The following is a 14,648-nucleotide window of genomic DNA, read 5'->3' on the forward strand; positions in this document are numbered from 1 at the left end:
GCTGTTTTTATTCGTGAAGGTATGTTGATTTTGTTGTTTTAATGTACACTGAACAGGGGTTTAATTTATATAAAAAGGAATAAGGAATGAACTATAAATGGCTACTTGCATTGAAGAAACCAAGTAATAAATTATGGGTTACAGCAGCGACTTGGGCATTAGTCACTGCTATTTTTGTATTTTCTTTACGTTTAGGTGCAAGAACTATTGAAGTCGGGACATTACCTAATATTGAGCAAGAGACGGTAGAAAGTTTACTGAATGTGATTGCATCAAGTATGTTAGCAGTGACAACTTTCTCTTTATCTATCATGGTTTCTGCTTTTGCTTCAGCGTCTAGTGGTGCGACACCGCGTGCGACAGATTTAGTGATGGGAGATAGTACAACACGTACTGCAATTACAAGTTTTATTTGTGCTTTTATTTACGCTATCATTGCCAAAACGGCGTTAGGTATGGCGTTTTATGCTCAAAATGGACGATTTATTTTATTTATTAGTACGATTGCAGTGTTATTGTATTTGATTATTACACTGATTCGTTGGGTTTATACCTTGTCTCAATTAGGGCGATTAGGCAATACATTGGAAAAAATTGAGCAAGTCACTCAAAAAGCATTACGACAATATCGTCTTTCTCCAATGATGGGGGCATCATCTACTCATGTATTGAGTAAGCAAACAAAACAGGTTGAGGCATTATCGAGTGGATATTTAACTCATATTGATATGCAAAGTTTACAACGGAAAGCAGAAGCAATAGACGGTTATATTCATATTTATGTACGCCCAGGTGAGTTGATTTCTCCAGACACCTTATTGTGCGAGGTCGAGGCGCAAAATGATGTTGAATTAGAAGACTTACGGCAATGTTTTATTTTTGCTAAAGGACGTACTTTTGAACAGGATCCAAGTTGGGGATTCATTGTATTAAGTGAAGCGGCACAACGTGCACTCTCTCCTGCGGTTAATGATCCTGGTACGGCTATTAATATTATGGCCATAATGATGGGACTGCTGGTCGAAAAAGAAGATGAACAACAAGCAGATGGTTTAGAGTATGATCGGCTATCTATCATTTCATTAGATTGCAATGAATGGATTCGTGATGCATTTTCACCTATTTCACGAGATGGTGCGGCTATTTTAGAAGTTAATTTAGTTATGCAAAAAGTATTAGCTAGTATTTGGCGAAATGCCCCAGATAAAGACGTATCAGCCGCAGCCTTTATAATGGCAAAACAAGCTTTTGAACGTGCATCTCATGCATTGACTTTGCAGGCTGATATTCAACTTTTAACGGAAAAACACCAAAATTTATTTAAGTAAGCAAATGCAATAACTCGTTAATATAGTAAATATTATATGGTCAAAGAATTTATGACGAACGACTAAAAGTTCCGCTATAATGACCGCAATTTTTTAAATATGGAATCAACTTAAAGGAAATTACGATGCAAAATCCAAAAGATGATGTACTTTATTCACCAATTGAATGGCTAGATTGTAGCCAAGGTTATACAGATATTCTTTACCATAAATCCACCGATGGGATTGCAAAGATTACGATTAATCGCCCTGAAGTGCGTAATGCTTTTCGTCCTCAAACAGTGAAAGAAATGATTCAAGCTTTTTCTGATGCGCGTTTTGATGAAAAGATTGGTGTGATTGTTTTAACTGGGCAGGGGGAAAAGGCTTTCTGTTCAGGTGGAGATCAAAAAGTACGTGGTGATTATGGCGGTTATAAAGATGACAGTGGTGTACATCACTTAAATGTATTGGATTTCCAACGTGATATTCGTACTTGTCCAAAACCAGTGGTTGCGATGGTTGCAGGTTATGCAATCGGTGGTGGCCATGTGTTACATATGATTTGTGACTTAACGATTGCCGCTGAAAATGCTATTTTCGGTCAAACAGGTCCGAAAGTGGGGTCATTTGATGGCGGCTGGGGAGCAAGTTATATGGCGCGCATTGTGGGTCAGAAAAAAGCACGTGAAATTTGGTTTTTATGCCGTCAATACGATGCCAAAGAAGCATTAGAAATGGGATTAGTAAATACGGTTGTACCTTACGCTGATTTAGAAAAAGAAACAGTACGTTGGTGTCGTGAAATGTTACGTAACAGCCCGATCGCATTACGTTGCTTAAAAGCCGCCTTGAATGCAGACTGTGATGGTCAATCTGGGTTACAAGAATTGGCAGGGAACGCAACAATGTTGTTTTATATGACAGAAGAAGGACAAGAGGGGCGTAATGCGTTTAATGAGAAACGTGCGCCTGATTTTAGTAAGTTTAAACGTAACCCATAATAATCTGATGTGGTTAAAATTTGCTAAATTTTAACCGCACTTTTCAATACATAAGGAATGAAGTCTATGTTTTCTTGGAAAAAAATATTCTTTTATAGCTTAATTATGATATTTGCAGTCATTGCGTTGTTTGCAGGTGGGATGTTCGTGTTAAGCAATGATGCCAAAGATAGATGTCTCGATTATGGTGGTCACTATAATGAAGTGACGAGAATTTGTGAACAATAATAATGGTTAGAACATTTCATTTATATAAGTATTCAATTCCTGTTGATAGCCAGCTGATTTTGCGTAATCGCTTTTTAAAAAAGCGCGAAGGGATCTTAGTGCAAGTTTGTTGTGATGATGAACAAGGGTGGGGAGAAATAGCGCCACTGCCTGAATTTAGTCAAGAAACCCTAGAGCAGGCGCTTGAACAAACTATCACATGGTTAAAAACATGGACGAAGACAGTCGGGAAATTACCCTTAGAAAATGTATATCCTTCAGTAGCATTTGGGCTAAGTTGTGCTTTTGCAGAAATGAAAGGACAACTAAATAAGGACGGAAATTACCAAGTTGCCCCACTTTGTTATGGTGATCCAGATGAGCTTTATGAACCACTTAATCAAATGCAGGGGGAAAAAGTCGCTAAAATAAAAGTAGGCATGTATGAAGCAAATCGTGATGGATTGATTGCGGATATGTTGCTTGAGGCGATTCCTGACTTGTATTTGCGACTTGATGCTAACCGCAGTTGGACACCTGCAAAAGCACAAATGTTTGCTAAATATGTGAAGCCAGAACATCGGGCTCGTATTCAATTTTTAGAAGAACCTTGCAAAACCCCTATAGAGAGTTTGCAATTTGCACAAGATACAGGAATTGCTATTGCTTGGGATGAAACAGTACGTGAGCCAGATTTTCGAGTGGAAAAACAACCACATTTAGCCGCGATTGTGATTAAACCTACCTTAATTGGTTCGTTACAATATTGTATCCAGTTAATTGAACAAGCACATCAATGTGGCCTAAAAGCAGTGATTAGCTCTTCGCTGGAAAGCAGTTTAGGCTTAACTCAATTAGCGCGTATCGCACAGCAATATACGCCTAACACAATCCCTGGTTTAGATACTTTAGATTTGATGGACTATCAATTAGTACGCCCATGGCAAGGTTCAAGTTTACCGTTAGTTGGGTTGGATTCCGAGTTTGTAGAACCTATATTAATTGACTGATAAGACCACCTACTTACTGCTATTTTAAAAAAAATAGTTATAATTTTTTAAGTTTAAAATTAGGAAGACATTATGTCGCAAACACCACGAATTTTGCTATTAAATGGTCCAAACTTGAATATGCTAGGGACGAGAGAACCTAAACATTATGGTAGTTTATCTTTGTCTACTATTGAACAGAATCTATACGAGTTAGCAAAGCAATATCAATTGCAACTAATCTGTTTCCAGTCTAATAGCGAAGAAAAGTTGATTGACAAAATTCATCAAAGTTTTGAACAAATTGATTTTATTATTATCAATCCTGCAGCGTTTACGCATACTAGTGTTGCACTGCGTGATGCGTTATTAGCGGTTGCGATTCCTTTTGTTGAAGTGCATCTTTCTAATATTCATAAGCGTGAACCTTTCCGACATCATTCTTATTTTAGTGATATCGCAGAAAGTGTCATTTGTGGCTGTGGTGCTCAAGGATATGAATTTGCATTACAGTTTGCACGAGATTTCTTATTAAAAACGCGTTAGATTTAAGAAAATAGCGTAAATTTGCAGAATTTTATCGCCAAGTTACTCTTTTTCATGTAATCTCTCGCACGAGATGTAGAATTAACCAACTTGCACTTAAATATTACACTTTAGTTATATAAAGTGCGGTCAAAAAATAATAATTTAGGACATAGATTATGGACATTCGTAAAATTAAAAAACTGATCGAATTAGTAGAAGAGTCGGGCATTATGGAATTGGAAATCTCTGAAGGAGAGGAATCAGTTCGTATTAATCGCGGTTCTGTTGCTCCAGCGGCTGTGCAATATACTGTACCTGTACAAGCACCAGTGAGTGCTCCAGCACCAGCAGCTGTTACACCAACTGAGCCAGCCCCAGTTGCTTCTGCAACAAGTGAGACTGTGACAGGTCATGCGATTCGCTCACCAATGGTAGGTACTTTTTATCGTAGCCCAAGCCCTGAAGCGAAGCCATTTGTTGAAGTTGGTCAAACAGTGAAAGTGGGTGATGCACTTTGTATTGTCGAAGCTATGAAAATGATGAACCGTATTGAAGCTGACAAAGCTGGTGTAGTGAAAGCTATTTTAACCAATGATGGCGAAGCTGTTGAATTCGATCAAAAACTCATTATCATCGAATAATAAATCCAATAAGCGAATGTTCATTCGCTTATTTTCTAATTAGCTTATTTTAAATGGTGATCTTTTTGCCATTTTACTCACAAGTGGAATTTTCTTATGTTAGAGAAAGTTATTATTGCCAATCGTGGTGAAATTGCACTGCGTATTTTGCGTGCTTGCAAAGAGTTAGGTATTAAAACTGTTGCAGTGCATTCCACAGCAGATCGTGAATTAAAACATGTTTTACTTGCAGATGAAACGGTTTGTATTGGTCCTGCGCCCTCAACTAAAAGTTATCTTAATATTCCTGCTATTATTGCAGCTGCTGAAGTTACTGGTGCGGATGCTATTCATCCTGGATATGGTTTTTTATCTGAAAATGCAGACTTTGCTGAACAAGTAGAGCGTTCAGGTTTTGTCTTTATTGGACCTACAGCAGATGTCATTCGTTTAATGGGCGATAAAGTATCAGCTATTGAGGCAATGAAAAAATCGGGTGTTCCTTGTGTACCAGGTTCTGGTGGTCCAGTTGGCTCTGATATGGCAAAAAATAAAGAAATTGCAAAGCGTATTGGATACCCTGTAATTATCAAAGCTTCTGGTGGTGGCGGTGGTCGCGGTATGCGTGTAGTTCGTGATGAATCAGCGCTAGAAGAATCAATTGCCATGACAAAAGCAGAAGCGAAAGCTGCGTTTAATAATGACATGGTATATATGGAAAAATATTTAGAAAATCCACGCCATATTGAAATTCAAGTCCTTGCAGATACCCATGGTAATGCGATTTATTTAGCCGAACGTGATTGCTCAATGCAACGTCGCCATCAAAAAGTAGTAGAAGAAGCACCTGCACCTGGTATTTCAGAAGAAGTACGTCGTGATATTGGAACACGCTGTGCCAAAGCGTGTATTGAAATTGGTTATCGTGGCGCAGGTACATTTGAATTCTTATATGAAAATGGCGAATTCTATTTCATTGAAATGAACACGCGTATTCAAGTTGAGCACCCTGTAACAGAAATGATTACAGGCGTAGACCTAGTCAAAGAACAGTTACGCATTGCTGCAGGTTTACCATTGTCAATTAAGCAAGAAGATGTCAAAGTACGTGGACATGCTATGGAATGCCGTATCAATGCAGAAGATCCAAAATCCTTCTTACCTTCACCTGGCAAAGTAGAACATTTACATTCACCAGGTGGATTAGGCGTTCGTTGGGATTCACATGTTTATGCAGGTTATACTGTTCCTCCACATTATGATTCAATGATTGCTAAATTAATCACGTATGGAGATACACGTGAGGTGGCTATTCGCCGTATGCAAAATGCATTAGGTGAAACCATTATTAGTGGCATTAAAACCAATATTCCATTACACGAATTAATTTTAGCCGATGAAAATTTCCAGCAAGGTGGTACAAATATTCACTACCTTGAGAAGAAATTAGGTATGCGTGATTAATTAAATCACGTAAGTGTGAAACAAAAAAGTGGATTTTTTCCACTTTTTTTTATATATATGGATGATGTTATGAGCAAAAATTTTCGTTATAAACAAGCTACAAAGGAAGCTCGTTGGGCATTAGGCTTAACAATCTTATATGTTATTGGCTGGTGCTTATGTGCTTATTTACCAAAAGAAACTCTAGGTCCTATTGGCTTTCCTCTATGGTTTGAATTAGCTTGTATTTATCTGCCTATCTTATTTATTGTGGTTGCTTACTGGGTAATTAAAATTATCTATCAAGATATCAATTTAGATCCAAAACAAGAGGAGAAACAATAATGAATTTAGGTATTGTACTCCCATTAATCATTTATTTAACTTTCGTTTTTGGTGCAGCCGTTTATGCTTATGTGAAACGTCAAAGAGGCGACTTTTTAACAGAGTATTATGTTGGTAGCCGTTCTATGACAGGATTTGTACTTGCTATGACAACTGCAGCAACCTATGCCAGTGCAAGTTCATTTATTGGTGGGCCAGGTGCTGCATATAAGTTTGGTTTAGGTTGGGTATTGCTTGCTATGATCCAGGTACCAGCAGTGTGGCTTGCGTTAGGTGCTTTAGGTAAAAAATTTGCACTGCTTTCACGTGAAAGTAAAGCATTAACGATTAACGACTTATTGCTTCATCGTTATAAAAATAAATATTTAGTTTGGGTCGCAAGTATTGCCTTACTTATTGCCTTTTTCGCAGCGATGACAGTGCAGTTTATTGGTGGTGCACGTTTGTTAGAAAGTACTATTGGTATTGATTATCGTACAGCATTATTCATTTTTGCTTTGACAGTTGGGATTTATACTTTTATTGGTGGTTTTCGTGCTGTTGTCTTAACAGATACAATTCAAGGCACAGTGATGATTTTTGGAACATTGATTCTACTCGGTGGTGTTATCTATGCTGCTGGTGGCGTTGAAAGTGCGGTACAAAAATTAACAGAAATCAACCCTGATTTAGTCAGTCCTTATGGCCCGAATGAAATGCTTGATTTTCAATTTATGGCCTCTTTTTGGATTCTGGTGTGTTTTGGTGTAGTTGGCTTACCTCATACCGCAGTACGTTGTATGGCTTTTAAAGATAGTAAGGCTTTACATAGTGGTATGTTAATTGGTACCGCCGTACTGAGTATTATTATGCTAGGGATGCATTTATCGGGTGCATTGGGTCGTGTCATTTTACCTGATTTAACTATTCCAGATCAGGTTATTCCAAGTTTAATGCTACAGGTACTGCCTCCTATTGTGGCTGGTATCTTTTTAGCAGCACCAATGTCAGCTATCATGTCGACTATTGATGCCCAATTAATTCAATCTTCATCGATCTTTGTAAAAGATCTCTATTTATCAGCTAAACCTGAAATGGCTCAGAATCAGCGTAAAATTGGTTGGTTATCTTCCTTAATTACGCTCACATTGACGGCACTTTTAATTCTTGCTGCACTAAATCCACCAGATATGATTATTTGGCTCAATTTATTTGCTTTTGGTGGATTAGAAGCTGCATTTTTATGGGTTATTATCCTTGGGTTATATTGGGATAAGGCCAATGCTTATGGTGCAATAAGCTCAATGGTGATTGGTTTAACAACTTATATTTTACTCACTTCATTCTCAATTAAACTCTTTAATTTTCATGCGATTGTGCCTTCATTAGTTTTTGGACTAGTCGCCTTTTTAGTCGGCAATAAGATGGGTGAGAAGAGGGTAATGAAGCCTTAACATATTGAGTCGAAATAAGTGGCTTTCTTTACTCTCAAAGAAGAAAGTCGCTAGACTGAAATAATTAGTTTTGTATACAACTTATTTTATAACCTACGTCGTTATTGCTTAATATGATTGAGTTTATGACTAAATAGGTTAAAGATTGTTATATTCAAGTAACTAGAAAGAACATCATAAATTGAATAAAGGAAAAGAGTATGGCTTGGGTCCAAATCCGAATTAATAGCACAAATACACAAGCAGAACCCATGAGTGATTATTTAGACGAAATTGGTGCAGTATCTGTCACTTTCATGGATAGTCAAGATACACCTATTTTTGAGCCATTACCAGGCGAAACACGTTTATGGGGCAATACGGATGTCGTTGCTTTATTTGATGCTGAAACTGATATGCAGCAGATTGTAGAATTGTTGAAGGCAGAACATTACCTTAATGAAAACTCAGCTTACAAGATTGAACAAATCGAAGATAAAGATTGGGAACGAGAGTGGATGGATAATTTTCATCCAATGCAATTTGGCAAACGCTTATGGATTTGTCCAAGTTGGCGTGAGGTACCTGATGAAAATGCCGTCAATGTGATGCTTGATCCAGGGCTTGCTTTTGGAACGGGAACACATCCGACCACTGCATTGTGTTTAGAATGGTTAGATGGTTTAGATTTAACCAATAAAACCGTTATTGATTTTGGTTGCGGTTCGGGAATTCTTGCTATTGCAGCCTTGAAATTAGGGGCTAAGCATGCAATTGGCATTGATATTGACCCACAAGCTATTCTCGCTAGCCGTAATAATGCAGAACAAAACGGTGTAGCAGAGCGCCTACAGTTATTTTTAGCTGATGATAAACCTGCAGATTTAAAAGCGGATGTAGTTGTAGCAAATATCCTCGCGGGTCCATTAAAAACACTTTATCCTGTGATTAATCAACTAGTTAAACCAAATGGGGTTTTAGGCTTGTCTGGCATTTTATCTACACAGGCACCTTCTGTTTGTGACACTTATGCACAAAAATTTACGTTAGAACCTGTACAAGAACGTGACGAATGGTGTCGGATTACAGGACAACTAAATTGATAATAGTATTATAATTGAGTATAAAATTTAATCTGAACAATAAATTGTCAAGTTTTATTTAAATTTTAATCAAGGAAACGGTTGCATTTTTAATAAAAATCAAAAAATATCAAAAAAATGCTTTTTGTATAAAAAATATGCTTTGCAAATGAAGCAAAAGTGCGTATTATAGCGACCCTTGTCGGTTAGGGTGGGTGTCAAACTAACAATATCCGGATTTATGATATTTGAGAGGTAGTAAATGCGAATAGGTTCTTATCAACTTAAAAATCGCATTCTTTTAGCTCCAATGGCGGGTATTACTGATCAACCTTTTCGGCGAATCTGTGCTCATTATGGTGCAGGTTTAACTTTCTCCGAAATGATGTCAACGAATCCACAAGTTTGGCATACAGAAAAATCGAAACTGCGTTTGGCTCATCACCAAGAGGCAGGGATTAATGCTGTGCAAATAGCAGGTTGTGATCCTGATGAAATGGCGAAAGCTGCTCAAGTTAATGTCGAGTATGGGGCAGAAATTATTGATATCAATATGGGCTGTCCTGCCAAAAAAGTGAATCGTAAAATGGCTGGCTCTGCACTTTTACAATATCCTGATTTGGTTAAACGTATTCTTGATGCTGTTGTTAATGCTGTTCATGTACCAGTAACCTTAAAAATAAGGACTGGTTGGGATCGAGATAACCGGAATTGTGTCGAAATCGCTAGAATTGCAGAGCAGTGTGGTGTTCAAGCTTTAACTATCCACGGACGAACAAGGACTTGTATGTTCGAGGGGGAAGCTGAATATGACAATATCAAAGCGGTTAAACAACAAATTTCCATTCCTGTCATAGCTAATGGCGACATTACTTCTGTTGAAAAAGCAAAGTATGTTCTCAACTATACCAACGCAGATGCAATAATGATCGGACGTGGTTCATTAGGCAATCCGTGGCTTTTCCAAGTGATGGAAGGCTTAATTGAAAAAGACTCGATTGTTTTAGAGCCAAGTTTAAACGAGAAATGTAATGTGATTTTACAGCATATCCAAGACCTCCATCATTTTTATGGTGCAGACAAAGGATGTCGTATTGCACGTAAACACGTTGCTTGGTACTTACAGGGAATTCAAGCTAATCCCGTTTTTAGACAGGCTTTTAATGCAATTACTGATCCCAAAGAACAATTGATTGCTTTAGAAGATTTTTTTAATTTGATTCTGATGGATAAAGAAAAAAATGTTAGAACAACAACGTAATCCAGCTGATGCATTGACAGTATCAGTGTTAAATTCACAATCTCAGGTAACAAATAAACCATTACGCGATTCAGTGAAACAAGCATTGCGAAATTATTTGTCGCAATTAGATGGCCAAGATGTAAATGAGCTTTATGAATTGGTATTAGCGGAAGTTGAACACCCTATGCTGGATATGGTTATGCAATATACACGTGGTAACCAAACTCGTGCGGCAACAATGTTAGGCATTAACCGTGGAACTTTACGTAAGAAACTAAAAAAATACGGTATGGGTTAATTAACCAGTGTATTTTTGACTAATTTGTTAGTTAGATAAGGCGGACTTGGGTTCGCCTTTTTCTATATATATTTTTGCTTTATGACAATTCTATTTATGTTGAAATGTTGTCAAATTTGACCGCACTTGAATGCTTATCTCTCTACATATAAATATCTACGCAAACGTTTTCGTTTCGATAAAATTTCCTTTATAATAGCCTACAACTTTTTCAATTTATTTTACTCAACAGGGCTAATCCTATGTTACAAATTTTTCGTGGTTCTCCTGCACTTTCTGAATTTCGCTTAAATCAATTGGCAATGACTTTCCAAAAATCTACTTTGCCTGTGAAATCTTGTTATGCAGAATATTTACATTTTGCTCATTTAACCGAAGGCTTAACAGAAGAAGAAACGGCGAAGTTAGAGCAGTTATTGCATTATGGACCAACGCTCGCTGAACATGAACCTGTAGGAGAATGTTTCATCGTGATCCCTCGTATTGGGACAATTTCTTCTTGGTCATCAAAAGCAACAGACATTGCGCATAATTGTGGGTTAAATAAAGTGAATCGTTTGGAGCGTGGTCTTGCATTTTACTTTGAGTTTGACCGCACTTTATCGAGTGAAGAACAACAAAAATTGGTTTCGCATATTCACGATAGAATGTTAGAAGGCATTATTCGCAATGCAGAAGATGCGAAAGTGTTATTTGACCAACAAGAACCGAAGCCATTTACGACAGTCGATATTCTTACTGGCGGTCGTCAAGCGTTAGAAAATGCGAATGTAGAATTAGGTTTGGCTTTAGCAGAAGATGAAATTGATTATTTAGTGGAAAATTTCACTGCACTTGGGCGTAACCCAAATGATATCGAACTCTATATGTTTGCACAGGCAAACTCTGAACATTGCCGTCATAAAATTTTTAATGCAGATTGGATCATCGATGGAGAAAAACAAGAAAAATCCTTGTTTAAAATGATTAAAAATACGTTTGAGAAAACGCCAGATCACGTTCTCTCTGCTTATAAAGATAATGCTGCGGTGATGGAGGGCTCAAAAGTCGGACGTTTCTTCCCTGATCAAGATGGGCAGTATCGCTACCACAATGAAGATGCACATATCTTAATGAAAGTGGAAACCCATAACCACCCAACTGCGATTTCACCGTTCCCAGGCGCTGCCACAGGTTCTGGTGGTGAGATCCGTGATGAGGGGGCAACAGGTCGTGGTGCAAAACCAAAAGCTGGTTTAGTAGGCTTTTCTGTGTCTAACCTAGTGATCCCCGGTTTTGAGCAACCTTGGGAAAATCCCGTTTCTAAACCAAATCGTATTGCCTCTGCGCTCGATATTATGATCGAAGGACCTTTAGGTGGTGCGGCATTTAACAACGAATTTGGGCGCCCAGCATTATTAGGTTATTTCCGTACTTATGAAGAAAAAGTGAATAGTTTTGCGGGTGAAGAAGTACGTGGTTATCACAAACCCATTATGTTAGCAGGCGGTATTGGTAATATTCGTGCAGAACACGTTCAAAAAGGCGAAATCCCTGTAGGGGCAAAATTAATTGTCTTAGGTGGTCCTGCGATGAATATCGGTTTAGGCGGTGGGGCAGCTTCCTCTATGGCTTCTGGTAAATCAAAAGAAGATTTGGATTTTGCTTCTGTACAACGTGATAACCCAGAAATGGAGCGTCGCTGTCAAGAAGTGATTGATCGTTGCTGGCAGTTAGGTGATGACAACCCTATTTTATTTATCCATGACGTCGGCGCAGGTGGTTTATCAAATGCGATGCCAGAATTAGTACACGATGGTGGGCGTGGTGGTAAATTTGAATTACGCAAGATTTTAAGCGATGAGCGTGGCATGAGCCCGTTAGAAATTTGGTGTAACGAATCACAAGAACGCTATGTGTTAGCAGTTGCTCCTGAAAAATTGGCATTATTTACCGCACTTTGTGATCGTGAACGTGCACCATTTGCGGTGATTGGTGAAGCCACTGAACAAGAACATTTAACCCTACACGATGATCATTTCGGTAATGACCCAATCGATTTACCAATGAATGTGTTATTGGGTAAAACGCCGAAAATGACCCGTGATGTGAAATCAAAAACCGTAGAAGGTACGGCTATAGATCAATCACAAATTGACTTAAAAGAAGCGTTCCATCGTGTGTTACGCCTACCTGTGGTGGCAGAAAAAACTTTCTTAATTACTATCGGTGACCGCTCTGTAACTGGTATGGTGGTGCGTGATCAAATGGTGGGTCCATGGCAAATCCCTGTGGCAGACTGTGCAGTAACGACAGCAAGTTTAGATAGTTATCACGGTGAAGCCATGTCAATGGGCGAACGTGCGCCCGTAGCGTTATTGGACTTCCCCGCTTCAGCGCGTTTAGCGGTAGCAGAATCGATTACCAACATTGCAGCAACTAACATTGGTGACATCAAGCGCATTAAATTGTCGGCGAACTGGATGTCTGCTGCAGGTCACGAAGGTGAAGATGCTGGCTTATACCAAGCAGTGAAAGCCGTAGGTGAAGAACTTTGTCCACAACTTGGTTTAACCATCCCTGTGGGCAAAGACTCGATGTCAATGAAAACCACATGGCACGAAAATGGTGAACAAAAAACTGTGACTGCGCCATTATCTTTAGTTATCAGTGCTTTTGCGCGTGTAGAAGATGTGCGCAAAACGGTTACACCACAATTACGCACCGATAAAGGACACAGCCGTTTATTATTAATTGATTTAGGTGAAGGTAAGAATCGTTTAGGTGCGACCGCACTTGCTCAAGTATATAAACAACTGGGTGATAAACCTGCTGATGTAGTGAACGTTGAAAACTTGAAAAACTTCTTCAATGCAATGCAAGCCTTAGTGGCAGAGCAAAAATTATTGGCGTACCACGATCGCTCAGACGGAGGTTTAATCACGACACTTGCGGAAATGGCATTTGCGGGTAACTGTGGTTTATCGATCCATATCAGCGCATTAGGCGATAGCGATCTTGCGGTGTTATTCAACGAAGAATTAGGTGCGGTGATTCAAGTGCGCGAGACCGATTTAAGCTATGTGCGTGAGGTGTTATCACAACATGGTTTAATCCACTTAACTAAAGAATTAGGGGAAGTGACGACAGAAGATCGCATCGAAATTTCTCGCGGCACCAAATTATTATTCAGCCAAAAACGTTCTGAATTACGTGGTATTTGGGCGGAATTAACCCACCAAATGCAACGTTTACGTGATAACCCAGAATGTGCGGATCAAGAATTTGAAGCGAAGAAAGATCCTGAAAACAAAGGCTTCTCTGCCCATTTAACCTACGATATTCACGAAGATATCGCCGCACCTTACATTGCCACAGGCAAGAAACCACGTATTGCAATCTTGCGTGAACAAGGGGTTAACAGCCATTACGAAATGGCTGCTGCCTTTGATCGTGCAGGGTTTGAAGCGATTGACGTACACATGAGCGATTTACATCATGCTCGCTACAACTTAAAAGAGTTCAATGCCTTAGTGGCTTGTGGTGGCTTCTCTTATGGTGATGTACTTGGTGCAGGTGGCGGTTGGGCGAAATCCATCCTATTTAACCCAATGTTGCGTGATCAATTTAGTGAATTCTTTGCCAACCCAAATACCCTCACTTTAGGGGTGTGTAACGGTTGCCAAATGGTTTCCAACCTTGCTGAAATTATCCCGGGCACAGAAGCTTGGCCACGTTTCGTGCGTAATAAATCAGAACGTTTCGAAGCCCGTGCGGCATTAGTGCGTATTAATGAAACCAGCTCACTTTGGTTCCAAGGTATGGCAGGTTCCCATATGCCAATCGCGGTTTCCCACGGTGAAGGACGTGTCGAGTTCAAACACGATAAACAGTTACAGATGTTAAAAGATCAAAACTTAATCGTAGCACAATACATCGACAACAACCTCAACCCAACAGAAATCTACCCAGCCAACCCAAACGGTTCAGTGGAAGGTATCACCGCATTGTCTAACCAAGACGGACGCGTCGCCATCATGATGCCACACCCAGAGCGAGTATTCCGCACGGTTTCTAACTCATGGCACCCAGAAGATTGGAGTGAAGATGGGGCATGGATGAGATTGTTTAGAAATGCGAGGGGGATTTTAGGGTAATAAAGTGTTGGTTATAAACTATTGAATGAAATCA

At 39.1% G+C, this 14,648-nt stretch carries 13 protein-coding genes; all 13 read left to right on the forward strand.

What is annotated here, in order from left to right:
* The first annotated feature begins 86 nt into the window (after positions 1-86).
* On the forward strand, positions 87-1,328 hold the full coding sequence (locus K7G93_RS00270) for a DUF2254 domain-containing protein (protein WP_226690211.1): 1,242 nt from the start codon (positions 87-89) through the stop codon (positions 1,326-1,328).
* A 125-nt stretch (positions 1,329-1,453) separates the two neighbouring features.
* The gene (gene menB / locus K7G93_RS00275; protein ID WP_115322311.1) at positions 1,454-2,311 is read left to right on the forward strand and encodes a 1,4-dihydroxy-2-naphthoyl-CoA synthase; all 858 of its coding nucleotides are present in this window, start codon (positions 1,454-1,456) and stop codon (positions 2,309-2,311) included.
* Positions 2,312-2,377: 66 nt separating this feature from the next.
* Complete coding sequence (locus K7G93_RS00280) at positions 2,378-2,539, forward strand: hypothetical protein (RefSeq protein ID WP_191135085.1); 162 nt, start codon at positions 2,378-2,380, stop codon at positions 2,537-2,539.
* A 2-nt stretch (positions 2,540-2,541) separates the two neighbouring features.
* Positions 2,542-3,528, forward strand: coding sequence for an o-succinylbenzoate synthase (gene menC / locus K7G93_RS00285; RefSeq protein ID WP_049214309.1), 987 nt, complete (start codon positions 2,542-2,544; stop codon positions 3,526-3,528).
* Positions 3,529-3,600: 72 nt separating this feature from the next.
* Positions 3,601-4,053, forward strand: coding sequence for a type II 3-dehydroquinate dehydratase (gene aroQ / locus K7G93_RS00290; protein WP_049214307.1), 453 nt, complete (start codon positions 3,601-3,603; stop codon positions 4,051-4,053).
* A 158-nt stretch (positions 4,054-4,211) separates the two neighbouring features.
* Positions 4,212-4,676 carry an acetyl-CoA carboxylase biotin carboxyl carrier protein gene (accB, locus tag K7G93_RS00295; protein ID WP_160531176.1) on the forward strand — a complete coding sequence of 155 codons (465 nt, stop codon included), beginning with the start codon at positions 4,212-4,214 and terminating at the stop codon, positions 4,674-4,676.
* A 96-nt stretch (positions 4,677-4,772) separates the two neighbouring features.
* Positions 4,773-6,119: an acetyl-CoA carboxylase biotin carboxylase subunit gene (gene accC / locus K7G93_RS00300; protein WP_115322314.1), complete on the forward strand. Its 1,347-nt coding sequence runs from the start codon at positions 4,773-4,775 to the stop codon at positions 6,117-6,119.
* 69 nt (positions 6,120-6,188) lie between these two features.
* Positions 6,189-6,443 (forward strand): YhdT family protein, encoded by a 255-nt coding sequence (locus tag K7G93_RS00305; RefSeq protein WP_226690212.1) that lies wholly within the window; start codon positions 6,189-6,191, stop codon positions 6,441-6,443.
* Positions 6,443-7,876, forward strand: a complete 1,434-nt coding sequence (gene panF, locus K7G93_RS00310; protein WP_049214299.1) for a sodium/pantothenate symporter — start codon at positions 6,443-6,445, stop codon at positions 7,874-7,876. The genes K7G93_RS00305 and panF overlap by 1 nt, the downstream gene beginning before the upstream one ends.
* A 200-nt stretch (positions 7,877-8,076) precedes the next feature.
* A complete protein-coding gene (gene prmA / locus K7G93_RS00315; protein WP_115322317.1) occupies positions 8,077-8,958 on the forward strand; it encodes a 50S ribosomal protein L11 methyltransferase in 882 nt (293 codons plus the stop codon).
* 241 nt (positions 8,959-9,199) lie between these two features.
* On the forward strand, positions 9,200-10,198 hold the full coding sequence (dusB, locus tag K7G93_RS00320) for a tRNA dihydrouridine synthase DusB (protein ID WP_049214295.1): 999 nt from the start codon (positions 9,200-9,202) through the stop codon (positions 10,196-10,198).
* Complete coding sequence (gene fis / locus K7G93_RS00325) at positions 10,179-10,478, forward strand: DNA-binding transcriptional regulator Fis (protein ID WP_005723276.1); 300 nt, start codon at positions 10,179-10,181, stop codon at positions 10,476-10,478. Before dusB ends, fis begins: the two co-directional genes overlap by 20 nt.
* Before the next feature lie 242 nt (positions 10,479-10,720).
* Positions 10,721-14,614 (forward strand): phosphoribosylformylglycinamidine synthase, encoded by a 3,894-nt coding sequence (gene purL / locus K7G93_RS00330; RefSeq protein ID WP_226690213.1) that lies wholly within the window; start codon positions 10,721-10,723, stop codon positions 14,612-14,614.
* Positions 14,615-14,648: the final 34 nt, after the last annotated feature.

The organism is Pasteurella canis (assembly GCF_020810675.1).
Lineage (GTDB): Bacteria > Pseudomonadota > Gammaproteobacteria > Enterobacterales > Pasteurellaceae > Pasteurella > Pasteurella canis.

Coding starts and splice junctions, on each gene's coding strand:
- K7G93_RS00270 (WP_226690211.1), top strand. CDS start 87: ATGAACTATAAATGGCTACTTGCATTGAAGAAACCAAGTAATAAATTA.
- menB (WP_115322311.1), top strand. CDS start 1,454: ATGCAAAATCCAAAAGATGATGTACTTTATTCACCAATTGAATGGCTA.
- K7G93_RS00280 (WP_191135085.1), top strand. CDS start 2,378: ATGTTTTCTTGGAAAAAAATATTCTTTTATAGCTTAATTATGATATTT.
- menC (WP_049214309.1), top strand. CDS start 2,542: ATGGTTAGAACATTTCATTTATATAAGTATTCAATTCCTGTTGATAGC.
- aroQ (WP_049214307.1), top strand. CDS start 3,601: ATGTCGCAAACACCACGAATTTTGCTATTAAATGGTCCAAACTTGAAT.
- accB (WP_160531176.1), top strand. CDS start 4,212: ATGGACATTCGTAAAATTAAAAAACTGATCGAATTAGTAGAAGAGTCG.
- accC (WP_115322314.1), top strand. CDS start 4,773: ATGTTAGAGAAAGTTATTATTGCCAATCGTGGTGAAATTGCACTGCGT.
- K7G93_RS00305 (WP_226690212.1), top strand. CDS start 6,189: ATGAGCAAAAATTTTCGTTATAAACAAGCTACAAAGGAAGCTCGTTGG.
- panF (WP_049214299.1), top strand. CDS start 6,443: ATGAATTTAGGTATTGTACTCCCATTAATCATTTATTTAACTTTCGTT.
- prmA (WP_115322317.1), top strand. CDS start 8,077: ATGGCTTGGGTCCAAATCCGAATTAATAGCACAAATACACAAGCAGAA.
- dusB (WP_049214295.1), top strand. CDS start 9,200: ATGCGAATAGGTTCTTATCAACTTAAAAATCGCATTCTTTTAGCTCCA.
- fis (WP_005723276.1), top strand. CDS start 10,179: ATGTTAGAACAACAACGTAATCCAGCTGATGCATTGACAGTATCAGTG.
- purL (WP_226690213.1), top strand. CDS start 10,721: ATGTTACAAATTTTTCGTGGTTCTCCTGCACTTTCTGAATTTCGCTTA.